General features: G+C 57.8%; 22 protein-coding genes and 3 pseudogenes. 8 read left to right on the forward strand and 17 right to left on the reverse strand.

The genetic code is table 11. The annotated features are described in order from the left end of the window. Nucleotides 1-342 precede the first annotated feature (342 nt). Both V8352_RS18765 and V8352_RS18770 read left to right on the forward strand, forming a co-directional pair. A pseudogene (locus V8352_RS18765) lies at nt 343-585 on the forward strand (response regulator); the annotation flags it as partial. A gap of 36 nt (nt 586-621) precedes the next feature. Then, nucleotides 622-882, forward strand: coding sequence for a helix-turn-helix domain-containing protein (locus tag V8352_RS18770; RefSeq protein ID WP_336425842.1), 261 nt, complete (start codon nt 622-624; stop codon nt 880-882). Between the two features lie 167 nt (nt 883-1,049). Here the strand turns inward: V8352_RS18770 and V8352_RS18775 are convergent, their stop codons facing one another. The 11 genes from V8352_RS18775 to V8352_RS18825 form a co-directional block, all read right to left on the reverse strand. After that, nucleotides 1,050-2,990: a sodium:solute symporter family transporter gene (locus tag V8352_RS18775; protein ID WP_336425821.1), complete on the reverse strand. Its 1,941-nt coding sequence runs from the start codon at nt 2,988-2,990 to the stop codon at nt 1,050-1,052. A 1-nt stretch (nt 2,991) separates the two neighbouring features. Beyond that, on the reverse strand, nt 2,992-3,435 hold the full coding sequence (locus V8352_RS18780) for a hypothetical protein (RefSeq protein ID WP_336425822.1): 444 nt from the start codon (nt 3,433-3,435) through the stop codon (nt 2,992-2,994). A 51-nt stretch (nt 3,436-3,486) separates the two neighbouring features. Beyond that, nucleotides 3,487-5,178 (reverse strand): flotillin family protein, encoded by a 1,692-nt coding sequence (locus V8352_RS18785; protein WP_336425823.1) that lies wholly within the window; start codon nt 5,176-5,178, stop codon nt 3,487-3,489. A gap of 43 nt (nt 5,179-5,221) precedes the next feature. Next, complete coding sequence (locus V8352_RS18790; protein WP_336425824.1) at nt 5,222-5,932, reverse strand: bacteriorhodopsin; 711 nt, start codon at nt 5,930-5,932, stop codon at nt 5,222-5,224. Nucleotides 5,933-5,966: 34 nt separating this feature from the next. Then, the gene (locus tag V8352_RS18795; RefSeq protein WP_336425825.1) at nt 5,967-7,349 is read right to left on the reverse strand and encodes an ABC transporter permease; all 1,383 of its coding nucleotides are present in this window, start codon (nt 7,347-7,349) and stop codon (nt 5,967-5,969) included. Continuing rightward, nucleotides 7,346-8,791: an ABC transporter permease gene (locus V8352_RS18800; RefSeq protein WP_336425826.1), complete on the reverse strand. Its 1,446-nt coding sequence runs from the start codon at nt 8,789-8,791 to the stop codon at nt 7,346-7,348. The genes V8352_RS18795 and V8352_RS18800 overlap by 4 nt, the downstream gene beginning before the upstream one ends. Next, complete coding sequence (locus V8352_RS18805; RefSeq protein ID WP_336425827.1) at nt 8,788-10,506, reverse strand: sugar ABC transporter ATP-binding protein; 1,719 nt, start codon at nt 10,504-10,506, stop codon at nt 8,788-8,790. Before V8352_RS18805 ends, V8352_RS18800 begins: the two co-directional genes overlap by 4 nt. A 149-nt stretch (nt 10,507-10,655) precedes the next feature. Further along, entirely contained in the window at nt 10,656-11,885 is a 1,230-nt protein-coding gene (locus tag V8352_RS18810) for an ABC transporter substrate-binding protein (protein ID WP_336425828.1), read from the reverse strand. Beyond that, the gene (attM, locus tag V8352_RS18815) at nt 11,878-12,798 is read right to left on the reverse strand and encodes an AttM family quorum-quenching N-acyl homoserine lactonase (protein WP_336425829.1); all 921 of its coding nucleotides are present in this window, start codon (nt 12,796-12,798) and stop codon (nt 11,878-11,880) included. The genes V8352_RS18810 and attM overlap by 8 nt, the downstream gene beginning before the upstream one ends. Nucleotides 12,799-12,822: 24 nt before the next feature. Further along, a complete protein-coding gene (locus V8352_RS18820; protein WP_336425830.1) occupies nt 12,823-13,671 on the reverse strand; it encodes an alpha/beta fold hydrolase in 849 nt (282 codons plus the stop codon). A 46-nt stretch (nt 13,672-13,717) separates the two neighbouring features. Next, complete coding sequence (locus V8352_RS18825) at nt 13,718-14,107, reverse strand: hypothetical protein (protein ID WP_336425831.1); 390 nt, start codon at nt 14,105-14,107, stop codon at nt 13,718-13,720. Nucleotides 14,108-14,313: 206 nt separating this feature from the next. Between V8352_RS18825 and V8352_RS18830 the strand changes: the two genes are divergently transcribed. Continuing rightward, nucleotides 14,314-15,102, forward strand: a complete 789-nt coding sequence (locus V8352_RS18830) for an IclR family transcriptional regulator (protein WP_336425832.1) — start codon at nt 14,314-14,316, stop codon at nt 15,100-15,102. Between the two features lie 126 nt (nt 15,103-15,228). On the opposite strand, the pseudogene V8352_RS18835 reads toward V8352_RS18830, so the two are convergent. Then, nucleotides 15,229-15,434: pseudogene (locus V8352_RS18835) on the reverse strand (IS6 family transposase); the annotation flags it as partial. A gap of 32 nt (nt 15,435-15,466) precedes the next feature. Then, nucleotides 15,467-16,012 carry a recombinase family protein gene (locus tag V8352_RS18840; protein ID WP_336425833.1) on the reverse strand — a complete coding sequence of 182 codons (546 nt, stop codon included), beginning with the start codon at nt 16,010-16,012 and terminating at the stop codon, nt 15,467-15,469. Between the two features lie 156 nt (nt 16,013-16,168). Between V8352_RS18840 and V8352_RS18845 the strand changes: the two genes are divergently transcribed. Together V8352_RS18845 and V8352_RS18850 are read left to right on the forward strand one after the other, a co-directional pair. Further along, nucleotides 16,169-16,636: a GNAT family N-acetyltransferase gene (locus V8352_RS18845; RefSeq protein WP_336425834.1), complete on the forward strand. Its 468-nt coding sequence runs from the start codon at nt 16,169-16,171 to the stop codon at nt 16,634-16,636. Between the two features lie 421 nt (nt 16,637-17,057). Then, nucleotides 17,058-17,324: a hypothetical protein gene (locus tag V8352_RS18850; protein ID WP_336425835.1), complete on the forward strand. Its 267-nt coding sequence runs from the start codon at nt 17,058-17,060 to the stop codon at nt 17,322-17,324. Between the two features lie 93 nt (nt 17,325-17,417). Here V8352_RS18850 and V8352_RS18855 read toward each other — a convergent pair. The 4 genes and pseudogenes from V8352_RS18855 to V8352_RS18870 all read right to left on the reverse strand — a co-directional run. Continuing rightward, nucleotides 17,418-17,849: pseudogene (locus V8352_RS18855) on the reverse strand (transposase); the annotation flags it as partial. A gap of 439 nt (nt 17,850-18,288) precedes the next feature. Further along, nucleotides 18,289-18,597, reverse strand: coding sequence for a type II toxin-antitoxin system RelE/ParE family toxin (locus tag V8352_RS18860; protein WP_336425836.1), 309 nt, complete (start codon nt 18,595-18,597; stop codon nt 18,289-18,291). A gap of 4 nt (nt 18,598-18,601) precedes the next feature. Continuing rightward, the gene (locus V8352_RS18865) at nt 18,602-18,856 is read right to left on the reverse strand and encodes a ribbon-helix-helix domain-containing protein (RefSeq protein WP_336425837.1); all 255 of its coding nucleotides are present in this window, start codon (nt 18,854-18,856) and stop codon (nt 18,602-18,604) included. Between the two features lie 449 nt (nt 18,857-19,305). Next, nucleotides 19,306-20,607: an MFS transporter gene (locus V8352_RS18870; RefSeq protein WP_336425838.1), complete on the reverse strand. Its 1,302-nt coding sequence runs from the start codon at nt 20,605-20,607 to the stop codon at nt 19,306-19,308. A 623-nt stretch (nt 20,608-21,230) separates the two neighbouring features. Here V8352_RS18870 and V8352_RS18875 point away from each other — a divergent pair. From V8352_RS18875 to V8352_RS18885, 3 genes are all read left to right on the forward strand, one after another. Continuing rightward, nucleotides 21,231-21,404: a hypothetical protein gene (locus V8352_RS18875; RefSeq protein WP_336425839.1), complete on the forward strand. Its 174-nt coding sequence runs from the start codon at nt 21,231-21,233 to the stop codon at nt 21,402-21,404. 75 nt (nt 21,405-21,479) lie between these two features. After that, entirely contained in the window at nt 21,480-22,844 is a 1,365-nt protein-coding gene (locus tag V8352_RS18880) for an HD-GYP domain-containing protein (protein ID WP_336425840.1), read from the forward strand. Nucleotides 22,845-23,284: 440 nt separating this feature from the next. Beyond that, complete coding sequence (locus V8352_RS18885) at nt 23,285-23,818, forward strand: GAF domain-containing protein (protein WP_336425841.1); 534 nt, start codon at nt 23,285-23,287, stop codon at nt 23,816-23,818. Nucleotides 23,819-24,025: the final 207 nt, after the last annotated feature.

Consider the following 24,025-nt stretch of genomic DNA (forward strand, 5'->3'; position numbering starts at 1 on the left):
CATGGCACGCGCCAGCTATCTGGGGAGCGCACGTGCCATGGCGCTTGGCACCCCGCCACTGGCCTGGTTTTGCGCCGCCACGTGGCCGGTTTTGTCTCCGCCGTTGACATCTGCATTGATACGCTGTGAGAAGTAGTCTATAAACGGATCTTGCATGGCACTATGCAATGCATGCAGCGCAGGTCTGGAAAATCAGTTTTAAAGTTTAGATTCTGCAAATTTATGTAGGCCAAACAAGGCGTTGACATGAACCCTGTCAGGATAGCTTTTGTTGATGATCACCCGATTTTGCTATCCGGCATAAGCAATCTATTTTCCTGAAACGATGAATTTAAGGTTGTAGGACTTGGTTCGGTTGCCAATGATGTCGTGGAACTTGCAAGAAATATTGTTCCAGACATCATAGTGATGGATCTCAATATGCCTGGCCGTGTTCTCGAGGCGATAGCAACGGTTGCCAATGACTACACGAAAACCAAACTCATAGCCTTCACGGCGTCCAGCAATATAGAAACCGCCATTGCCACACTCGAGGCCGGAGTTCTTGGATACGTGCTCAAGGGCAGCAGTCTGGAAGAATTGAGCGATGCTATAAGGCAGGTCCATAGGGGCGAAACCTATATGTCTCCGCGAGTTGCAGCAAATGTTGTGGCCGGACTACAGGTCAAGGCACGCGCCCGAAGCTGCCCAACCGTCCGCTTCAGCCGTCGCGAGGAAGATGTCTTGCGGTTTTTACTTCAGGGCTGCACCAACAAGGAAATTGCTGTTGCACTCTCGCTTAGCGAGAAGACTGTGAAGCATTACATGACCGTGCTGATACAAAAACTTGATGTACGAAACCGGNATGAATTGAAATCAAATAAATGCGTCTTCTGGTTTTGAAATAGAAAATGGCGATCATTGGGTCATGAATGGAGGGTACGAAACCGCCCTGCCCGTCTCAAGCCAGTTTCCTCTGAAAAGACCGCCATACCCGCGTCAGGCAGTTTTGTTCTGACAACACCAAGACAATCTTTTCTGACAACGCCCACTGACAGGACCAGCGGACGCTAGAATGCGCCACCAAAGCTCCAGACCGTCAACGTGGTCAATCCACCAGCGACCAGCAGGGCGATCAAGGTATTGCGAAGACGTGCAGCCTCCAGCGCGCGGGTGTCGCGTTGTAGTGTCGGAGGAGGCTCGAACGTATCTATGTCCAGATCGATGTAGCTGGCCATCTTCATCTTGTAGCTAAGAGCCCAGACCAACACGACGCCGAGAAGCCAGAACAGCATCGCCCACCCCCAGAGAGACGGGAAACCCAGTATCCAGGCATCCTCCACAACAAACGCATAGCTACCAAAGACCAGCCCCGGCCCGACGGCCAGAAACATCCAAGCCAGGCCCGCCGCCCATGCATAGCTCCGATACGGCACGGTATCAGGCGCCGCCAAGCTGCCCGAGAGAAAAGCTTGAACAGCCGAGCGCCTAGGTGACGCCGCGGCCTTTTGGCTGACCGCCGACACAAGAAGGCACACGGCGGCGTTGGCACCCAGGCCCCATGCTGCTGCGTTGACGCTCCAAGGGGAGCGGCCCCAAGGCAGATCAAGCCCAAGCCATGACAAGAACCCGATCCCGGCCACGTCCGTTACAAATGCGCCAAAGAGGCCAAAGCCGAGGCCAGCGAGGACCGCCGCAGGCGTCATCCAACCGAACCAGCAAAGACCGAGCATGGGAACAAGCAACTGTACTGACGCTGGCAGGGCGAACGTGCCGATCGCGGATGTCGTTACCGGCGCGAGGAATGCCATCAAAACGGTGATGATTGTGATGATCACAACTGTGACACGGGTCAGGGTAACGGTAGCCGCCCGGTCCAGATGCGACGCGTAGTAGGGCTTCCAGATATGCCGGATCAAGGTCTCGGCAGCGACAAGTATCGACAGGCCGGCGAACGCCTGCATCGCGGCCGCAAACCCAAGCACAATCCACGCCGCGAACCATGGCGACGTGGCCGAGAGTTCTGTCAGCCACGTCGGGACGCCAAAACCGCGTCCACCAATACCGGCGGCACCGATGGCGGCGATGGGCAATACAATCAGCAGTCCGAAGAAGCCCGCAAGCACCCAAGTTTGACCAGCGGCAATACCGCGTGTTGAACGCGTCGACAAGATCACCTTCAAAGCAACCGGCCCTGCCCCGATGCCAAGAAGTGCATAGGCCCCAGATAGATTGGTGATGGCCGTCACGGGATGATCGAAAAAGCTGCCCCGGCCCAAACCCGCGACGAACTGAATGACGCCGGCGACTTCGAAAAGTAGCGCGCTCTCACCGGCTGCGGCGCGTTCGAGCAACCGAGCGTTGATCGCCGCAATAAATCCCGCGTCGATAATGATCAAGGCTGCCAACAAAAGGCTGGCCGACACGAGGCACACAGTCTGTATAACGCCCAGATATCCAATTGCGCGCATACCGCCGATGACGACATATCCAAAAAGCAGGATCGACAGCGCGGCTCCGGCGGTCAGGGAGGATACACCGCCGCCCGAAACATCTTGGATGAGCGTCGAGACGGCCCGCAACTGCATACCCGAGAAACCCACAGCGAACAGGATAGCAATGGCTGCAACGATCACAACAATAGCATCACTTCCGTAGTACATACGCAGCAATTCGGCCTGCGACGACACCCGATAGCGCTGCGCGATGAACCACGCTCTTTTGAAAAGCAACGCCCCCGGAATTGCCAGAAGGATACCGGCTTGCAACAGATACCCGTGAACAAAACCGCTCTGCGCGATGCCCTGTGCAGTGCCCAGCGTGAAGAAAGCCGAAACGGATATCCCCGCCAGCACTAAAGCGCTCACCCAAGGCGACAGGCTATGGCCTGCGGAAAACCATGTCGTGAAGTCCTCGTTTTGCACCGCCGCAGTTCGCGCCCAATAAAGTGCAACCGCGATGTAAGCGGCGCCGATCAACAACAGCCATGATGTGCCCCCGCCCAAGCCCATGTCAGGTCTCCGGCGGCGGCGGCGGCGGCAGATCAGTGCGCTGCGCGCCTACATGAAAGCGCGAGAACGCGCCTCGCAGGCCATGACGCGTGATCAGGTAGATGACGAACGCGGATGTCAGTGCGGCAAATAGTGTGAGGCCCGCGTAGAAATCAGAGGTCGACACGTCACCGGTCAGGACTGACAGAACAAAAACCAGAACCAATAATCCGAAGGCGGTGAGCCCAAGGGCTGTCTCACCAGGTGTGAAACCGGTTGAGAATACGGCATTTACGATCACGTGCCCTCCCAGCGCCGCGATGATCCCCAAAGTCCCAGCCAGCGCGAGGGTGTAGCCATCACGGGCAAAGCCCTCGACAATCAACATGAGACCGAGCGTGCCGAGCGCAGACCAAATGGCGAAGACCATCAATCCGCGCTCGGTCTTGGCTTTGTATACCTGCATCGTACGCCTCCAATTGGTCATCTGTTACCAGGAACGGGCCCAGAGCCTGCCTCAACTTTTGGACTTTGCAGAACGGGGCTTGCCCTTTGACCCAGCGTCCCCGCCCGAAGACGGCTCCGAATAGACAATCTTGGACAAATCCCGCAGCGACTCCGAGCGGTGGATGTTTCCGCCGTCCATGCCAATTTCGCCCAGCAGCTGATCGACGAACGGGGCCTGGGAGCGGTAGCGCAATGCCGATTGGACAACCTGATCTGCAAGATTTCCCTCGGCGGGCGGCGCGGTGCCGTCTTCCTTGCCTCCCCCTGAGGTGCCCCCGGTGTTCGATGAGAACCCTGGCAGACCGTCGACATGCATGATCTTGATCTCCGAAATCTTCTCCATAGGCTTGACGCTCTCGCGGATGATGGATGGCAGGTTTTCGACCAGACGCTGATGCAGTGCGCTCTTGCGGCTCGCATCCGAACGAAGGTTTTCGGCTTCGTTCAGTTTGACCGCACCCTCGGCCTCGACGCGCAGGCGCTCTTCTTCGGCGGCGGCGGTGATACGAACGGCCTCGGCCCGGTTCTTGGCCGCTTTTTCTTCCGCAGCGGCCAGCGTCGTCAGACGGGTTGCATCGCGTTCGGCCTCTTTGGCGGCTTCGATCAGTTCGACGGATTTCTGGCGGTTGGCAATCTCCACGTCACGGATCGTCAGAACCCGCTCGCGCGCTTCGGTCGCGGCGGCCACGGCTTCTTCTGTGAGCGCCTGGATCTCGGAGCGTTCCTTCGCCTTTTGGCTCAGAGCGATCTCTCGGCTTTCCTCGTCGAGTTCGATCTTCTGTCGCCGCTGGATCTCCATCGCCTCGATCTCGGTAGCTGAGGTGATGCGCGCCCGCTCGACCTGCTCACGCTCAGAAATCCGGATCTGCTCGATCTCGCGCTCGCGCGCGGCCTCCTCACGCGCAATCTCGGCGCGGCGCTGTGCGCGCTCGACCGAGATCTCGCTGTCATTTAACATCCGCGCGTATTCGGTGTCGCGGCCGATATCAAGCGACTTCTTCTCGGCTTCGAGGTTTTTTGCGCGGATGGCGATATCGGTGTCCTTTTCGATGTCGTTCCGGCGTTTCTTGCGTGTTTCAATTTGCTCGACCAGTCGCGTCAAACCTTCGGAGTCGAAAGTATTGGACGGATTGAACATCGAGATATCCGCCTGATCCAGAGATGTGACCGAAACGCTTTCAAGTTCTAGACCGTCCTGTTCGAGGCTTTCTGCGATTTCGGTGCGCACATGGCGCGCGAAGTCACGGCGGTTTTCCTGGATTTCCTCGATCGTCATCTCGGAGGCAGCAGCGCCCATGCCATCGACGAACCGGCCCAAAACCAATTCCCGAAGTTGATCCGGGTCCATCGTCCGGCGGCCCAAAGAACGCGCGGCTGTCGAAACCGCCTCTTCTGTGGCCGCAACGCGCACGTAGAATTCTACAGTCATCTCGACACGCATGCGGTCCTTGGTAATCAGCGATTTCTCCCGCGCGCGGATCGCCTCAAGACGCAGCGTGTTCATATTGACTTCGGTAATATCGTGCAGGATCGGCAACACGAAGGCGCCGCCACCCATCACGATCTTTTCCCCACCAAAGCCGGTGCGGACAAACGAGACATCCTTGGTCGATCGGCGGTAAAGCCAATGAAGAAGATAGGCCAGTACCGCGATGACGATCGCAGCGAGAATGATGATTGCAATGACGTCAGCACCGTTCATGGGTTCGACCCTCCGTTGATATCGTTGATAATGCCTTGTGCCATCAGCCTTGCTCCGCTGCGCTGCGCTCGGACGGGGCGGCCAGCATGGCAGCTGACAGCATGGCCGCACCAAAGGCCATCCGGTTCAGAAAATCGGCCAGATTATAGGCAACGCTAAGTGCGCCGCCATCGTCGTAGCCACCGAAACTGGTGATGAAGTTGCCAAGCGGATAAATCGCCCAACCGACCGTGACGATGAGTCGAAGCCAGAAATACGAGCGGATGACAGGCTTTTGCAGGCTGGCGGTGATGACCGCATCCATTCGGCCAAAGAACAGCTCGCCCAAAATATAGAGCCAGAAGATCAACCCGATCAGGAAGGCAAGCGTCGCGTTCATGTAACCCGCCTCGCCAAGATACCGGAAGAAGATCATCAGAACCGACACCACCAGCAACCGCCAGAAAAGCCCGACCGAAACCTCTCCGACCGTGCGTGCGAAGAAAAAGAGCGCCAGCACCTGGATAGGCATCGAGATAACCCAGCCGACATAGTGATAAACGATCGGCACCGCCCCCGAGCTCCATGCGGCGCGGGCTTCGAATGACGCAATGGCCCCTACGATTGTCGAGCAGGCGCACAGGGTGATGACCAGTTTCCAGTGGCCGCGCGTCCATGCTGTTCCCATCAACAGCAGCACACTGGTCGCGATCAGCCCAAACAGCGCCGCCGAATAGCTAGCCGCTGTGAGGTCAGGTGTCGCAAAGACTGTCATGGAAAAACCTCCGTGGATAATAATACGCGGCGCATCAGATCTGCGTGCGGATGTGAGGGGAGCGAGCATAGAGTGCGACCATCGGCAGGATCAGCAGCCCGAAAATGAATTGTTGCCATTCGTAGTCCAGTCCTATCCCAACGAGGAAAGAGGTCAGCACCTGGAGCACCAGCACCCCGATCACGGTAAAGCCATAGCCGCCCTGCCCGCCCATCAAGGACGTGCCACCGACTACGACCGCCGCGAGCGTTAAAAAAAGGTATTGGTCGCCCACTCCAATGAACCCGCCGCCCGACCAACCTAACAAGAGCGCGCCTGTCAACGCCGCGAAGAAGCCAGATACCGCGTAGGCCATAACCCAGTATTTCATCTCCGAAATCATCACGCGCTTGGCCGAGATCCGGTTGACGCCCAAGGCGTATAGGTAGCGCCCATAAACGGTGACGCGCAGCCCGATGACCAGAAACAGCGTGATCAGTGCCCAAATGACGATAACGGGCGGGATGGGGATGCCGACCGTGCGGCCATTCATCGCCGCAAGGTTTGAAAGCCAGCCCGGCACAGTGCCGAACACGTTACCGCCATAGGACGTCCCGATCGAGGTGATGATCTGAACGCCGCCAGCGATCATGAAACCCGTTCCCAGCGTTACGATCAACGCCTGTCCCTGCAGTCGAAAGCTGAGAAACCCGTTCATCACTCCCAGCAAGGCGCCGATGACAAGGACGCAACAAAAGGCCAGCCATGGCGGCACGCCTTGGCTGATCAGATAAAGCATGCCGACATTGGATGCCCCGATCACCGACGGGATCGACAAGTCCAGCCCGCCAAGAAGCGCCACCAGTGTCTGGCCGACGCTTGCGATGCCCAGAAACGCGGCGAAGAGAAGCATCGAGCGGATGTTATAGCCCGAAGAAAAACCCTCGATATTCATACCGCCCAAGGCGAAGAGTCCGACGAGCACCATGATGCCGATAAAGGCCGAGCGGTTAGTCTCGAAAAGTGGCCCGATTGCGCGGGTTGCAACAATAGTCCCCAACAGGATAACGAGCGATCCGACTGTCCAGCCATTCAGAAATCCATCGACAGAAACTGCCAGAATGAAAAACACGACAAGGATCGCAGCCAGCCCCAGAAGCGATGGGTAGTACTGGATCCAGATACGACGAAACGGCCCCGGACCGCTCACGTCCTTATCCTTTTCGCCCTCAACCTCGTTCAAGAAGTGCGGCAGGATAAATTTCCAGCCCCAGAAAAAGAGCGCCATGGTCGCCAGCGCGTAAAGGATGATTGCGGGCACTGCGACGCCCTGCAGGAACCCGAAAATCACGCTCAGCAAGGTCAAGCCCGCACCGATGATAAGGCCAAGGATCCGGGTGGCAAGGCTAAGGGCGCGTGTCTGCTCAAACGGGATCATTGCAGAACCTCGCTGGACGTTGCAGCTGGTGCGTCGGCAAGCGTGTCACGGCTTATCGCATAGGCCGCGCCGAGAATGATGAGACCAACGATGAGAAAAACGACAGGAGACAGATCGCGGGTGCGCCCCGACGTGATCGCGACACGCGCAAGGACCGCCAGTGCGACCAAAATCACGGCACCCCATATCAGGGGCTTGGCCGCCATCCTCAGTGCGATGGTCTCTGGATCGAGTTCGGCCACTTGAAACGGGCCTGGCATCGCCTTGCTCAAGTCCAATGGGCCGGGAAATGCGGGCGCCACGAACGCCTCTGACAAGGCGCCATAATCGAAGGCCGAATGCAAGGTCACCCCAAGAACCACGACCCCCAATGCCACGAAATACAGCAAAGGAGAGAAGTGGCGCACGTATCGCTGGATTAGAGGCAAGACCAGCGTCAGTAACAGAGACGCAACCAGAATTGTCCCATATGCCAGATCGGTGACGAAGCTCTGGACAGCACCAAAGCTGAATGTCGCCAGAACAAATGTAATGAGATAGAGATTGAGAGCGCCAAGTGCCGAGCCGAAAACGCCGGCCCGCCCACCAGCGAGGGATGCGCCGCCAAGCACGAGTGCGGTCACCGCAATCAGCGTATAGGTCGTTCCCTGAGACGGATCACCAGAAGAGATAAGCGCGGTAAAGCAAATCGCTGCCAATGCCGCGAACAGCCCTGAAATCAAATGCGCGCCAATCCGCACAATCGTGATCGGCACGCCCGAGGTGTAGGCCGCGCGCTCGTCCGAGCCCATCAGACGCAGATGCGTGTAAAATGCTGTCCTCGTAAACAGCAGCCATGCCACCGTCGCCAGCACCAATACCACCAACGGCGGTGAGAACACCGTGCGCCCCAAGCCCCAACTGGCCATCCATTCAGGAGATAATCCCCCTGGACGCGGCAGGATCACCAAATTGATCCCCGATAGCGCCAAAAATCCGCTGAGCGACACGATGATCGGCTGGACGCGCACGTACACGACAATTAGTGCAAAGAGCAGTTGATAGGTCGCGCCCAAAAGAAACGCGAGTCCAAAAAAGGCAAAGGGATTGGTGAAATAGCCGTTCGTGACCAGCTGAACCATCGTCACATTGATGAAGCCGATCAGCGGCCCGATGGACAGATCCACCGTACCCCGCCCCGCGATGACAGATGCCATGAGCGCGTAGGTGGCGAGGATCAGCGGCGTGGCGACGATCGTTGCACTGCCGATGCCCGATGCACTGACAAGAGACGGTGAGCGCAGTACAGCAATCGTGAAAAGCACGTAAAAAAGGGTAATAGGCACAAGCAGAAATGGATCCGAGCGTCCGGCCGAGCTGTCCTTTATCTTGGACACGGCATCACCTTCGTGGGACGCAGACGCGATCGGAGGCGCCGATGTGATCTGGTCGGTCACGCTCACGTCTTAAGTCCTCGCTGCGACGCGGACTTGCGTCCAAAATCAACAATTTTGATGCGCGAGCGGTCAAAATTCTGGGCGGGATCGGGCTGCGCCTCGACCACGCGGATCGGCGGCATATCAGGGCGTTCAGGGTAACGCACACTGCCAACAGAGCTCGTAGCGCGCGGATCTCGACACGCATCAATGTCCGCCCGGCTGGGCGTTAGACCGTAGCGGGCATCCAAGCCAGACCCATCGGTTTGGCCGAACATTGCCTCAAGGATGGTGTTTGGCTCGAAATCGCGCCCGTCAAATGCATCGAATGGCGCTCCATCTCGAAAAACGATGATCCGGGTGGCGAAGCCGATGAATTCTTCGATCTCGGACGACATGTAGATGACCGCACGGCCGTTCTGAGCCGCACTGCGCAAGTGGCGATAAAGTTCGGTTTTAGCACCGACGTCGATTCCACGAGCCGGGTCGTTCAGCACGATAGTATTTGGCCCCATCGCAAAACCACGCCCGATCAACACCTTCTGCTGATTACCTCCTGAGAGGGAAGTGATGCGGTCGCTTTTGACCCCGAACTTGATCATCAAGTTGCGTGTCTCGCGTTCAAACGTGGATGAAAGAGTTTCCCAATCGATAATACCCAAGATCCCACCGCGCCGTTTTTGCGCATAAAGCGGCATCATCATGTTCTCAAAGATCGACAGGGTGGCAAAGATCCCCTCGCGTTTGCGGTCGCCCGATACATACGCGATCTTGCCGCGAACTGCGTCTGGTAACCCGCGGACGGGTGCCAGCGTTCCGTCCGTGCCGACCACGAAAGGCAATCCCTCCGCGGCGGATTGAACCCCGGCCATTATACGCACAAAGGCGTCCTGCCCTTGGCCGTCCAGTCCCGCAATGCCTACGATTTCGCCCCGGCGCAGTTCGAAATCGAACGCATTTGCGCCAGGTTTGACCCGCAGGTCCTCGGCACGCAGCGCAATTTCGTCGACGGCCGGCTGAGGTGCGACGTGATCGCTTTGACGTCCACCGGCCTCCTTGCCGGTCATGGCTGCCACTAGGTTGCGCTCGGTTATTTGCTCGTGCACCAGAACGGCCACATCGGTTCCGTCGCGCAGGACAGTAGCACGGTCCGCGATGCGCACCAATTCCGCGATGCGGTGCGTCACGATCAGAATCGTACAACCGCGATCCCGGAGATCGCGCATTTTCTGAAACAGACGCTCAGTACTGTCGAAATCGAGTGCAGCCGAACTTTCGTCTAGGATCAGGATGCGAGGCTCTGAGAGCATACCGCGCGCGATGGTTATCCACTGCTTCAGCCCAAGCGGGAGACTGCCGACAAGAGCAAAGGGATCAACATCCTCGCCCGAAAGGTCACGCATCAGAACTGCGGTTCGCTCGACCTTATCTTCGAAAGAGACGGATTTTGCGAAGAGATCATCGACGCCCATGTAGACGTTGTCGACCACAGTGCTTTCTTCGGCGACCATGACCTCTTGATAGACCGTCGCAATGCCCAAGGCGCGGCTTTCCGCGGGACTGCTGGGCGCTTCGCCCAGTATCGACACCGCACCCTCGTCAATGGGAAGGATACCCGAGATCACCTTGGCTAGCGTACTCTTGCCGCAGCCATTGCCGCCGACGATGGCATGAATTTCGCCAGCGGATGCCGAAAAGCTGACCTTGTCGAGCGCGCGCGTCGGTCCGAACCGCTTGCTCACGCCGCGTATCGAGACGGTCTCACGCGGCGCGGTAGCCTTGGTGCCAGTTTGTGTGGAAGGCGCGGGTTGCATCGGCGTCAAATGGATCCATCAGGTGAAAACTGGGGGGACGCGCCACAGCGCGTCCCCGGATTTTGTGAGCCGCGGAATTATTGTGCCGCGTACTCTGTAGGATCAGCGGGACGCAGGAAGAACTCATCGATGAAGGCCGGATCCAGCCCCCACTGCTCTTTCGGAACGTCCAGCCAGCCGGGATTGTTTTCATCGCAATCCTCGGGCAGCAAAGAGGCGATGTCGTCGTAAGTCATGCGAATGGGCTCGACCAAAACAGACTGCATCTTGGGGCCCTGGCCCTGAAGTGTGCGCATCATGATGTTCCAGATCAGCTGGATATCGTTCTGCGGTGGCCAGACGTGAAACATGGCCGAGACGTAGTCAGGGTTGTTGCGCCAGTAGCAAAGCGCTCCCAGCTCACCGCCGATGGTTATCGGAATCTCGGAGCGGCCTGACTGCGCCAGCGCCCTTAGAACGCCCATCTCTGCTGCAGACTGAACAGCGATACCGTCCAGCTTGCCGGGGTAGGTGGCAAGCCAGCGCTGAACTTCACCCTGCGCGACCTGATCGGTCCACATGCCTGCGACCGTGCCTGCGATCTCGATGTCCTCGAAGGTTTCCAAACCTGCGCGTACACCGCGATCCTGGCTGTCGGATCCCGAAGTGCCGGGAATACCCTCAACAATCAGAACATTGCCTTCGCCGCCGATCTCCTCACCCATCCAGCGACCCAGCTCGTAGCCCGCTAGCTGGTAGTTCACCGAAGAATTCACCGCGTATTCGCTGGTCAGATAGCCTGTCATAGAGAAAACGGGCACGTCATTCTCAGCCGCATAGGCGACCGTCTGATTCAGTGCAGTCGGGTTCGAACAGCAGACGAAGATCGCATCGACGCCCTGATCAACCAGCTGACGCATCTGCTGGATCTGTGTGCTGTCGTTCAGGTTCGACTGCGTGATGATCACCTCATCGATCATGCCCAATTCTTTCCAGTAGGGAATGATCTCGTTCTGAAGTTCGTCCATCGCACCGGCGCGCCAGGTATTCCCGGCGTAGGAGCTTGCATATCCGATCGTCCAAGGCGGCGGATTCTTGGCTTTCCAGTCACGCCAGGCGCTGGGGCCGACAGGCTGCATTGGGTCCAGCAGTTCGGGATTGAATACTCGGTCGGCGATCTCTGGATCGATCTCATCCAAGCCTTGGGCATGAACCGCGAGCGTGCCAATAAGTGTGACCGCCGCCGCCATGAGTGCGGGTTTTATAAGTCTCATCGTTTCCTCCTCCGTTGGTCGTCGTTGGCCCTGGCCGACACCGGCGTCAGGCATAAGAACCCTTTGGTGCATGTCGCATCCCATCCCACTGCGCGCGGTCGTGACCAGCGACGACGCGCGCGCCAGTGCGCTCGGCAATACGCCTCAGCTTGGCGACAGAAGTCGCTGTCTGCTGGGCAGAGGTCATGAAGCCGGGCAGCGCCTTGTTTTCGTAATGATCCATGGTGTAGGCGGCATCGATGGCCAGCAGGATCGGCCCCGTCTTGGGCAGGTTGACCAGGAAACTCATGTGGCCCGGAGAGTGTCCGGGCGTGAAAATCATCTTGATCACATCATCGCCGAACAGATCGAACATATCCGTCGTCTCGCCGCCGAGAAATTTCCAGTTCAGCCCCGGACGATCAAAGTCAGCACGGATGTAAGCACCCGCGGAAAACCACTGCGGGTCGAAGGCGTAGTCATACTCGGTTCGCTGCACGATGTGCTGCGCCTTGGGGAACCGGCCGACAGCACCGGTGTGGTCGAGGTGCAGATGAGACTGCAGCACATAGCGCACATCATTGGGCTCGACCCCGACCGACCGGCACTGTTCGACGCAGGTTTGCTTGATGTCCAGAACCGGCTCGTAGACCTTGGCGACATCACCCCAATACGCGCGCTTATCGATCGCGGCCTCACGCGCGGTGCCGCCGTCGATGACGACATGGCCCATGGGATGTTTGATCAGATACCACGGAACCGGAATTTCCCAATCTTCGCTGCCTGCATTCATCTTGATGTTGTGCTTGGCGGTCTTCAGCGTCCCGGTCTGGAACATGAACAGCTCGACCCCGGCGCTCGAAGGCACTTTGGGGCGCTCAATTCCCGCAGGCCTCTCAGCTAAGGCCGAGCCGCCGGAATGTCCGCGAAGCGATTTGGAATCGCGCTCAACCTGCTGGCCCCTGTCGTCGAATTCGATGATCTTCATTTCACTCTCCCACGCGCGTCATTGTCAGGTCCGCTCGTCGATGAGACGCAGCGCTTCCTTCAAGTAGTTGCGGAAGAGAGGGTAGTTTTCCGACATCGGGAAATGGCCGATATCCTCCATCTCGATATACACCCCGCCAGAAATCTGGCTAGCGGTGTCCTCGGTCGCCTCGGGGGGCGTCAGGTAGTCATAGGTGCCTGTCATCATGATGACGGGGCACCTCGACGTATCGATGCCGCCCAGCTGGCCGCGCATGTCGTGATCGACCGAATAGTAATAGAGGTCGCCTTTAAACGTCTCTGAGCCTTGGGTGTAGTAGTGCCAGGTCAGCCAGCGATCCATGTCCGGACTTTGCGGCGCCATGAGATCCCAGACGCCCGAGCCGCAAACCTGCGCTGCATTGGCATGCGGATGATGCCACCAATCGATAAAGAAGCCTGGCGCATAGTGGGCCGCTTCGACCGGGATCACGGCACGGAAACGGTCGGGCTGATGCAGCGCTAATTGCAAGGCGATGTTTCCGCCAAAGGATGAGCCCATGAAGATAGGATCACGCAACTCGAGGGCATCGCAGAAGGCCATGATGAACTTCATGTAATGCTCTTTGGTGAGCTTGTACTCCTCTTTCCACCACTCCTTGTTGAGCGGCGGATCGGATTTTCCATGACGTGCCAGATCATAGGCGATCACATCGTAGTTTTCCGTGATTTCCGCATCCTCCAGCAGGTCGCGCCACTGGTGATTGTGACACCCTGCCGTGTGCTGGCAGACAAGCGGAATGCCCTGACCGTTGCGCAGGTAGAAAACCTTGTATTCGCAACCCTCGACGTCGATCGTGACGTAGCGACCGATTACGGGTGAATGCTTGGCCATTTTTTGATAACTCCTTGGAGGGTCAGGCGGATTTTGGGGCCACCGGTCAAACCGGCACACCGACCTTCCTCAGCAATTCGAATTGCACGATGAAATTGCGAAGGTTCTGCATCAGCACCAGGTGGTTGCCCTCGATCTTCAGATCCTTACGAAAGCTGGCGGAATAAATTCCGTGATACATCGGCTTGGGGATCGGACGTGCAAATTCGCGCCATGTCTGGGCCGACGCCCTGAGAGCAAAATCATAATTGTCCATCGGACCGGGATTGATATTGATGGCGTAAACCTTGCCATCCTTCATCTCCACGATGACCTTGGCGTCATCCATGTCCCAGAGATACTTGCAGGTAAAATACTTGGCCATCGCCGCAATGGTCGCGTCATTGTCAGATGCGTCACTGAACTTCACCGCCCAGTCCCGAACACTCATCGGCATGCAGCTTCTCCCCAGAGCCATCTTTATAACCGCGGCGTTTCAAAGTTGCTCCCGAGGCCTCCACGAAAGGACTTAAAGCAATAATCTGGCGCCGCTGACGAAATAATTGTTGTTCATTGTGCTGAACACAGCTTGACTAGTTGAACGCCGGCCTTGACCCAAAGTCAACATTCTTCTGTGGCTATAGTTTGAACGGGGGGACTCATATGGATAAAACCTATCGCTCATCCGAAGAACGGCTCGTTCCCGCTCTCAGCCGCGCCATCCAGATCATGAATCTGGTGTCTGCGCCGGACCAACGCCTTACAATCTCTGAAATCGCGCGGCATCTTTCCCTTCCCAAAAGTAGCGTTCACGGTCTATGCGCCACGCTTCTTTCATACGACCTTTTGCAAAAGCGGGACGATCAGAGCTTCAAACTCGGGCCTCATATCATGCGGTGGTCCAATGCGTTCACGCGTACGATCGATGTGACGGATGAATTCCTCACGCTGCTTGATAGCGAGGCAGACATTCCTGGCTCGACTATCACCCTTTCCGTTCTTAACAACCGGGAGGTGGTCTATGTCGCCGCGCGGAACACGGACAGGCATCCGAACCTATTCAAATTTCAAATTGGAGACAGCTTGCCAGCGGCATTCACCGCAACCGGCAAGGCCTTTCTGATGGGGATGCTCGACTCCGAAGTGCGCGGTATCTACGCCGATGACTTTCCACCGCCGATGACGCCGCATAGTGTCACCGACGTCGAAGACCTCATCACCGAGTTACACGGCCTTCGCCGCGCCGGATATTCGATTGACAGGGAACAGGTGATGGTAGGTATGCTCTGCTACGGAAAAACCGTATTGAATGGGCAGAACCAACCCGTCGCCGGTGTCGCCATCAGCATTCCCGCCGAAACGATGACCCCGCAGGAGGAAGCGCGCATCGTCTCGACGTTGGAACGATTTGCCGACGTTATTTCGCGGCGCATGGGTTCAGGGGGTTTATGATACATGCTGCGACTGGATTTCATGCTTTCGATTCAGCGCTTGCGGCTCTCCGTGGCAAAATATCTATCAGCTTGGTGCTGTCAGACGGATTCGAACCAGTCTCCGAATGGACAGTGAAGCTGTACCTTATGCCGCGCAGAGACCGCGCCACTCGGCAAGAGCAGCGGCGCGGTTCAGCTTGAAGATGTTTCGACTGGAGAGGTAGCGGTTCTGGTTAAAATGGTTCGCGACGGACGCATTGACATCGGCAAACTTCTGCAGACTTCGCGTGCGCCGGAAGCGGTGTATCGTCGAAACGGCAAGTGGGAATTCTCAGGAAGATTGTTCACCCAACAACTGAAGTGGCCAGATACCCGCCGCTTCTTCAGCCGCCACGCTCAAACCTGCGGATCAGATTCCGCACACTCGACACATGCCATTTCCCAACCCGCCGAGTGAGGATCCCGCGCTGGTTCAGCTCAGCGGCAATGGCACGCAGCGTCTGATGGCCCTCAGTGCGGATGTCTGTGATGACATCTGCGAGATCAGCCGCGTGTGCATCCGCATTTGCCGTAATGGTCGCTCGTAGGGCCGCGCGCCCCTTACCGGCTGCCTTTAGCGCCGCTGCGCCATTCGGATTGCCGAGCTTGACGCCGCGCGCCTTTGCGGCCGCCAGGGCCTCCTTGGTGCGGCGCGCGATGGCTTCGCGCTCCTGTTGCGCTATAAGCGCCATAATGCCTACGGCCAGGTCATTGGCCTCGGGCATGTCGCAGGCAAGGAAGCGGACCCCGCTGCTCTGCAGTGTGAGCAGGAAGGCAGCATCGCGCGACAGGCGGTCCAGCTTGGCAATCACCAAGTTCGCACCTGTCAGGCGGGCGAGGTTCAGTGCCTTCTCCAGTTCCGGGCGATCGGCCTTGCGCCCACTCTCCACCCTATCACCTCTGCAGATGGCCCGGAGCCCTGACGCGGGCGCGGTTGCCGGGATGCGTCCTCCCCGGTTGACCAGGACGGTCCATCTGTGTCAGGCGCGCAACTTTCATGTTGCACCCCGGCGGGCTGGCGCCGGGCCCAGCCGAAGGAAGAACTCATGGCACTCACCCTGCGTCGCAACCGTGACCGCGATCTAGCACCCTTGGCAACGATGCTGCTGGACACGGAAATTCCGTTGCTCAATCCCAATGCAAAAGTGCCCTTCGACGAGATGGAATGGCAGCACAAGTGGCTTGGAGACCGTGAGGACGTCTCCTTCTACCTACAGGATGTTGCGGGACGAGACGTTGGGTTCTTCGCCCTACGAGAGGGAGTTGGGCCGGAAGTGCGACACCTCACCTATGTCTATCTCGCCGAAGAGGCGCGCGGCGGAGCTGCCGCGGAGCTGACGGAGTGCGTGGAGCAGGCGGCGCGAGAACTCGGCGCGCTGATCCTGACCTTGAAGGTGGAGCTCGATAACGCGCCAGCTTTCAACGCCTATCTCTCGGCCGGCTACGAGGAGCTGTCCCGTCGCCACGGCATGGCCACGATGCGGCTGGACCTGGAGAAGCGGCTCGCCGCATAAGCACGGGGGCCCGCCACTAGTTTGGCAATCGGCCTCATGCTACCTGCGGATCTACACTGCGCCGTGCATGGAGGTCCGATAAAGGCCGTTCACGCCGTCCAGACGAGCATCACAGGCTAATCTCCGCGGTACACAGTGCCGCATGACTGCAGCATGACGATTGAAGTCAGACCTGAATAACGGCTTGTGCAGCAACAAGCGCGTCGATCGCCATTTGAACCTCCACATAGAGCTCCGCTTCGAGCTCCCCTGCGGGCGTTAAAGTCGGCGTGCGCGAAGAGGAGCATGGGTGTCGGCCAAAATGTTTACTTGTGTGACTTGCGGCTGATTTATCTCGCTCGGACTGAAACTCTTCCACGCGCAGCCCCGTGACTCTCTCGTAACCGCAACAGATTGCGGGCAACTTTGAGAGGAAATTGACATGAAAATCGTATCCAGACTGAGCACTGCGGTCGCAGCCTTGACCATTGCAAGTGCCGCTTATGCTGAAAACCTTATGGTTGGCAACATGCCCTATGCAGCCCATGAAACGGTCGCAAACGAGCGCACCTATCTGGCTGAACTCAGCGCCGAGGAGCGCAAGGCCAACTTGCTGGTCGCCGAACTCAGTACCGAGGAGCGCAAGGCTAACTCGCTGGTCGCCGAGCTCAGCAACGAGGAGCGCAAGGCTAACTTCGGCCGCGCCTGACCCCGCCCCGGCCCTGCGCGGCGGCGCCCCAGACGCGCCGCGCAGGCTGGCAGCGCGCCCACCCCTCAGGCGGCGCGGGCGCATTCGCCATGCTCAGCCTCCCGGGTGCGCGACACCCGTCGCGACCAGAGCGCGGTTCACCAGGCCCTGTTGCACAAAGCCTCTGATGTCCGAGGTTCCCCGGACGGATTCATCCCACGGTTTTGTGACAGGTATTCCAAGCGCGGTGTAGCCGTTCATGACGGCGATCCGGATCTGGACCTCCGCGCTCTGTCGGTCAAAGTCCCGCGCCATGAGGCGCTGCCCCATCAGTTTCATACAGTGCATCTTCGTTTCGGCACGGCTTCGTCGGTGGTAGCCGCTCCAGTTTCGCCAGATCGCACGGCCGAGATATTTCGCCGCCCGCAGTGCCTCGTTTCTGGCGACTGCACCAGCAGTGACGGTCTTCCACGGTTTCTCGTTCTTGCGAGGGGGGATTACGGCGTGGGCGTCGCGGTCAGCGATTGCGTCATGGCACTTGCGGGTAGCAGACATTGAAACGGGCGCTGTGAATGGCCTCATTCCTGAAGGTTTTTCGATGCGGGCCGCGGTGCGACGTGGGCGGCCGGGAGGTGGCGGCCCGCGTTGACAAACCTCGGAAGGAGGAAGCCGCGGGGGTCTTGGATCAGGCTATGGGGAAAGTGTTCGGACGATCGGGGCGGCGGCTGCATCCGTGGTGCGGCTGATGGCGAGCCAGGTACCAGCGATTAGAGAATGCTTTCGAGCCTCCCAGCATAAAGCGATGTTCAGCCTCTCCCGCATAACCCCCGAAACTAACGGAAAAATCCGGCCGCAGCCGGATCGGGAGAACTCTTTCGCGAGGGCAAGTGGCGGAGGGGATGGGACTGAAAGACAACCTTCTCCACCTTGGGAAACTCATCGAAGAGCGAAGTAAGGGCGACCTTTCATGCGTAAAATCCACAGCTTATTCAAAGTCATCCTTGAACTGTTCGATCTGATGCATCCGCTCGTGCAGGATCGTGACGATCCCGATGTCGCTATTGGCAAGGCGTTTCCAGTACACGAAATGGCGCTCGTAGCGGAAGAAGTACCCTTCCACCCCGAACTCGGCCGGCACGGGCCTCGACATCACGCCGTGTGTTTCGATCCGTTCGAACGCGTCAAACAGGCCGGTGAGATAGGTTTCGGCCTGCGCCTCGCCCCACCGGTCGCGGGTATATCGGTAGATCTCGTCGAGGCGGACCGAGGCCGCCTCCTGGAACAGGATTGCCATGGGCTCAGGCCCGGTTCCGCGAGATCACCTCGGCGGCAGTCAGGGGCTTGTAGCTTTGTTCGGGCGCGGCGAAAGCACGGTTCAATTCGGCCTTCAAGCGATCGAAGGCTTCGCGCTCGGCACGTTCCTTGTCGCGGCGGATGAGATCGCGGACGTATTCGCTGACGTTCTCGTAAGCGCCGCCCTCGCCGACATTCGTCGCAACGAACTCGCTCAGGGTACCGCTGACGCGGACGGTCATGGTAGTTGTGCGGGACATGACAGGCGTCTCCTCTCGGCTCCAGTGTCTTCAATATAACCAAAAACGAAGACAAATCAAGCCGTGCACAACGCGATCACTACCTGTGTCCGGTTTAGCCGTCAGACGCAGACTCGCGGTAGAATTGCGTGGTGACGTGCTGAAAGATCATACTGCGGCACACCATTCCCCTTGGCATTGCGTAGAATTTCACACTGAGCGTCTGGTCGATGCGAGCGGCCTTCGCCCCTGGTGGGTGTACGACGGTGCCGAAATTTGTCGTCACGTCTTCGAGCGCCCGTTTGGACGGGACATCGTCCGCTTCGCCCAACTTCGAGAACAGCGCATGATCTATAGGTTGGCTCTGGGATAAGGCACGCAGTGAAGCGTGGCTGAACCAAATCCGAAACAGGCGCACCTTGAACAACGAGAGAGATTATGGTCGCGCCAAGAGCGCTGATAACCGAGCCTTATCTGCCAGGCCCTGTCGCCGCAGGGGCCCCTGTCTCGGGGTCAACTGCAGCACGGTCACTGGCCAGTTCCTCCGCATCTGCGGCGAGCGCAGCGGTTTCCGGCGTGGACATGCGTGCCATCGGGGTCGCCTGAAAATTCTTCTTGTCTTCCGAAGCAATCGCAGGAGCATGTCTCAAGCGATAGAGGGCGAATAGCACCAGCAAAATGTGCGCGCCCCCCGTCACGGCAAAAAGACTGGACTCGCCATAAGTGGTCATGGCCAGACCCGCTGCAGACGGGCCGATGATCGAGCCAACACCATACACCAGAAGCAATCCGCCACTGACCTGAATGAAGGCGCCGGGCTCTGCGTGATCGCTCGCGTGTGCCACAATTACAGGATACAGGGAGAAAACGGTCGCACCAAAGAGCCCCGCAAGCGTCATGACGACCCAAGGGTGCGTAAATGAACCAAAGACGAACAGTGCGTCTATGATCAGGGCTATGCCCGCGATCCCGATAAGGATGATGCGTCTATCCAGTCTGTCAGACAGGATCCCCACCGGAATTTGCAATGCTGCACCCGCCAGTATCGGTATGCTGGCAAACAATGCGATGTCGCTAAGAGGCAGACCGATACGCGCAGCGTAGACTGCCGCCAGCGTTCCGAAAGAGGCATTGGAAACCCCTACCATAAGCACAGCGAACACAGCGATCGGGGAGTTTTGCCAGAGCTTGCGCAGGTTAAGCGAAACGCTTGTCAGCGGCCTCGGTGTTGATGTGGCGGACACGGCCGTCGGCAACAACGCCAGGCAATAGACCATGGCCGCCAGAACGAAAAAGAAATAGCCCGAGGCATCCCCGAGCGTCAGAACCATCTGACCCGCCGTGGTCGCGACAAGATTGACCATCGTGTAGATACCGAAAACCCGACCGCGTGTCGCCGCTTCGGACCGTTCATTCAGCCAGCTTTCCACAATCATGGCCGCACCGGCAAAGCAGAAGCCGGAGATCGCGCGCACAGGTATCCAAGCCCAAGGCGTGATGAGGATCAAAGAAAAAAGGACCGCAATCGCTGCAATGGCACACATGGCGCCGAATGCGCGAATGTGCCCGACGCGGGCTACAAGAGCTGGCGTTTGCAGGCAGCCAGCGACATACCCGATCGCCCAGCCCGTACCCAGAAGTCCAAGAGATGCCGCGGTAAAGCCTTCTGCCTCGCCCCGAACAGGCAGTATCAAGCCATTAACGCCACCTGCGAACAGCAGGAAGGCTGATCCCATCAGAAGAGCTGTGAGTGGCAACAGGTTCCGAAACATCTGCTATGCACTTCCTTTCTGGCGCACCGTCACCGCTCAGGGGATAGTTGGCAAGGATCGGCGGCAAAGTTTTTGCTTGTGGTAAAACACGTCATTTCATGGCTCGGAAAACCCATGCGTGGAAAAATGATGTGCAGGAGACCGGGCCATTTCCAACGAGCAGGTTACCCGGAGTGCTCTTCGACACGTCACGGGTTTCCAACCCGCCAGTCGCCCTAGCGATGCTTCCGGACACTGAAGGATCGCCGAGGCATTCCCCTCAACCCACCAGATACGCTGCCATCTGCTGTCTGGTCAGCAATTAGACTGGACCCGTATCGTCTCAGATGCAACGTGGCTCAGATCGGCCAATACCACGCAGGCCCACCGCATGTTATTGCCCTCAGTGGAGCGAAGCTAAGTAGATTGCGACGTGGAATACCTCTTTGCCAAGTGTGGCGTCGCACAGTCCTACCAAACGATCGGTGATTGGGTTAACCGCTTCTAGCGCCAGTTTAGGGCCGACAATTGGCGGGATCGACCGGTGCCAGCGGCTCTGTTGATGGCGTGGATGCCCCTCCCAGCGGCATCGCAATGTGCCATTGTGGTGAGTGTTAAAGCCATCACAAAAGGAAGGAGCATCCATGTCCGAAGCTACTCTTATCGGTATCGACTTGGCAAAACGTGTTTTCCAGCTGCACGGTTCGCTCGGTTTGAAATCAAGACATGCCAGACAGGTACGAAATGCAATGCAAGCCAGAGAATACCAATCTGCTGAAGTGCCCGCCGAGCACGCTGGGAAAGCGCTACATTGCTAGCCGATCTTCAGAATGTTAACGAGTTCCTCTGCTGTCCGTCTCAGGACCGTGTCATATGACAGGAGACCGCGTCGGATGCAGACTGCGTCTTTCAATCTGGAACAGGCTACCATCTCCGGCTGTACCTTGGGCGAGGTTCTGGGATCGCTCAGTTATGCGCTCGACCTGACTGAGGGGCAGGAACCCGGCCACTGTGTGCGCTCCTGCTTCATCGGAACGCGGATTAGCGAGAAGCTCGGCCTGAGTTCCACAGATGCGGCGGACCTCTATTACACCCTTCTGCTGAAGGACCTTGGCTGTTCTTCCAACGCCGCACGCATCTGCCAACTCTATCTGACCGATGATCACACGTTCAAACACGGATCCAAGACGATTGATGGGTCGGTGAAGCAGGCGATTGCCTTTGTCTTGCGGCACACAGCCACCGACGAACCGATGATGCGCCGGGCGAAGACAGTCTTCGACGTGTTGCGTAGTGCAGACGAACTGGTCAAGGAAATCTATGAGACACGCTGTCAAGCGGGTGCCGACATTGCGCGCCAGATGCGCTTTTCCAATGCGGTTGCAGAAGGCATTGCCGGCCTAGACGAGCATTGGAACGGCGGCGGTAGACCGTATCGGTTAGTAGGGGAGGATATCCCTCTTTTTTCCCGGATCGCATTACTGGCACAAGTGATGGAAGTGTTCTTCCGGGCGGCAGGTCCAGATGCGGCCCTAAGTGAAATCCAGCAGCGCAGCGGCACATGGTTTGATCCGCAGATCGTGCGTGCTGCCATGTCTTGTGCGCGTGATCCGGGCTTTTGGGAGGCCTTGGCGGCACCTGACATTGAAAGTCGGGTGTTCTCGATGGAACCCGCGCAGGACGCCCTTTCATTGGACGATGATTTGCTCGATGACATCGTGAAGGCCTTTGCACGCGTGATTGATGCAAAATCCCCGTTCACGCATGGCCATTCCGAGCGTGTGGCGCATTATACCGGGCTTCTGGCTGAAGAATTGTCGCTTGGCAGGACGACGCAGCGCTGGATGTGGCGAACAGCCCTGATGCACGATATCGGGAAGCTTGGCGTTTCTAACCGGATCCTGGACAAGAAGGGGAAGCTGACGGAAGAAGAGTTTGAGGTCATCAAGCGCCATCCAGTCATGTCACAGACAATTCTGAACCATGTGCGCCCCTTCCGGCCCATGGCGTGGATTGCAGCAGCGCACCATGAACGACTGGATGGAAAAGGATACCCATACGGTCTTTCGGCTGAGGCCCTGACTCAGGAAATGCGGATCTTGACGGTTGCTGACATTTTCGATGCCCTTTCCGCCGCGCGACCCTATAAGCCAGCACTTCCTCTGGAAGAGGTGCATAAAATAATGGAGAAGATGGTGGGCACTGCGATTGATGGCGAGATCCTTCAAGCTCTATGGGACGTTGCTGAGCGACGCTAAAGTATTTCTCCAAAAATCTGGAACACAGCTATTGGCGGAGCGCAGTGCAAAATATGAGCGATGCGCGCGCATAGCGCTAGCAATCCTTCCATTCCTGCTGGCCCTTCCCCGCTCCGAAGAGCGCGCGGGCCGGCGGCTGGAACATCTCGAAGCCGCGTAAGGCCACTGATGTCCGACGCCAGATGGTCTGCGCGGCCGCTCGCCATCCCCGCGATCACAATGAACTTGCAGAGCGGCTGCGCGATGGGCGGTCCTGACGCGGGTATGCCACCTATCCCTTATGCGGATGATGGGCCTGGGGGAGAGCGGTAAACATTGCACTAGATTTGTCAAACTGTGTCGCAATTTCGTCAATTTTCCATGATCTCTATCGGTGATCAAGCTTCGCTGAGTGCGTCTCTCAAACGATGAAAACGGGATCAAACTGGAGATCAAACAACATGTATGAGCAGCAAATAGCAAGCCGCCCGGAAGCGCACGACCGAACCGATGACGAAGTGATTGCCAAAGTGCTGCGACGCCTTTCACTTGTCGACAGTCCGCCCGAGCTAGGTTTCAACCGCTTTACCCGCTTAGTATGCCATTTAGCAGAGGTTCCAATTGGACTTGTTTCCTTTGTCGAGGAGCGCGCTGATCGGCAATATTTCAAGGCTTCCATCGGCTTGCCGGGTGACCCGACGCAGACGGATCTGGACCGATCATTCTGTAAAATTGTAACCCGCACAGGGGAGATGCTCGCCGTTTCCGACGCTAGAATAGATGCGCGAGTGAAGGGCAATCCGATCATTGAGGAAATGGGTTTGGTCGCCTACCTTGGAGCCCCAATATCAGGCCCTGAAGGAGAGATACTTGGTTCGCTTTGCGCCTTGGACCGTGTGCCCCGCGATTGGAGTGAAAATCAAAGACGCGCTATGATCGATCTGGCTGACTGCGTAAGCGACCATATAGCGTTACGCCAACGGCGCCAGAACTAGCCCTCGACTGATCGTGGCAAGCTTCATACTTGGCTTACCATAGTGGTTAGAACCATTGGAGGAGCCAAGCGAACAGAGCGGCAGTCGTCAAACCTATCGCTAGGCTCTGGACCCATTGATTTCATTCTAGCGGCGTGATTCACCGTCCGAAAATGGAGCGGTGATATGTCTGATCTTTTCTGGCTGACAGATGCGCAAATGGCGCGT

Origin of the sequence: Roseovarius sp. D0-M9 (assembly GCF_037083805.1) — a bacterium.
Lineage (GTDB): Bacteria > Pseudomonadota > Alphaproteobacteria > Rhodobacterales > Rhodobacteraceae > Roseovarius.

Coding starts and splice junctions, on each gene's coding strand:
- V8352_RS18790 (WP_336425824.1), bottom strand. CDS start 5,932: ATGACAGTCTTTGCGACACCTGACCTCACAGCGGCTAGCTATTCGGCG.
- V8352_RS18810 (WP_336425828.1), bottom strand. CDS start 11,885: ATGCCTGACGCCGGTGTCGGCCAGGGCCAACGACGACCAACGGAGGAG.
- V8352_RS18865 (WP_336425837.1), bottom strand. CDS start 18,856: ATGTCCCGCACAACTACCATGACCGTCCGCGTCAGCGGTACCCTGAGC.
- V8352_RS18870 (WP_336425838.1), bottom strand. CDS start 20,607: ATGTTTCGGAACCTGTTGCCACTCACAGCTCTTCTGATGGGATCAGCC.
- V8352_RS18850 (WP_336425835.1), top strand. CDS start 17,058: ATGAAAATCGTATCCAGACTGAGCACTGCGGTCGCAGCCTTGACCATT.
- attM (WP_336425829.1), bottom strand. CDS start 12,798: ATGAAGATCATCGAATTCGACGACAGGGGCCAGCAGGTTGAGCGCGAT.
- V8352_RS18795 (WP_336425825.1), bottom strand. CDS start 7,349: ATGATCCCGTTTGAGCAGACACGCGCCCTTAGCCTTGCCACCCGGATC.
- V8352_RS18885 (WP_336425841.1), top strand. CDS start 23,285: ATGTATGAGCAGCAAATAGCAAGCCGCCCGGAAGCGCACGACCGAACC.
- V8352_RS18875 (WP_336425839.1), top strand. CDS start 21,231: ATGTCCGAAGCTACTCTTATCGGTATCGACTTGGCAAAACGTGTTTTC.
- V8352_RS18780 (WP_336425822.1), bottom strand. CDS start 3,435: ATGCAGGTATACAAAGCCAAGACCGAGCGCGGATTGATGGTCTTCGCC.
- V8352_RS18825 (WP_336425831.1), bottom strand. CDS start 14,107: ATGCCGATGAGTGTTCGGGACTGGGCGGTGAAGTTCAGTGACGCATCT.
- V8352_RS18830 (WP_336425832.1), top strand. CDS start 14,314: ATGGATAAAACCTATCGCTCATCCGAAGAACGGCTCGTTCCCGCTCTC.
- V8352_RS18845 (WP_336425834.1), top strand. CDS start 16,169: ATGGCACTCACCCTGCGTCGCAACCGTGACCGCGATCTAGCACCCTTG.
- V8352_RS18860 (WP_336425836.1), bottom strand. CDS start 18,597: ATGGCAATCCTGTTCCAGGAGGCGGCCTCGGTCCGCCTCGACGAGATC.
- V8352_RS18880 (WP_336425840.1), top strand. CDS start 21,480: ATGCAGACTGCGTCTTTCAATCTGGAACAGGCTACCATCTCCGGCTGT.
- V8352_RS18820 (WP_336425830.1), bottom strand. CDS start 13,671: ATGGCCAAGCATTCACCCGTAATCGGTCGCTACGTCACGATCGACGTC.
- V8352_RS18785 (WP_336425823.1), bottom strand. CDS start 5,178: ATGAACGGTGCTGACGTCATTGCAATCATCATTCTCGCTGCGATCGTC.
- V8352_RS18775 (WP_336425821.1), bottom strand. CDS start 2,990: ATGGGCTTGGGCGGGGGCACATCATGGCTGTTGTTGATCGGCGCCGCT.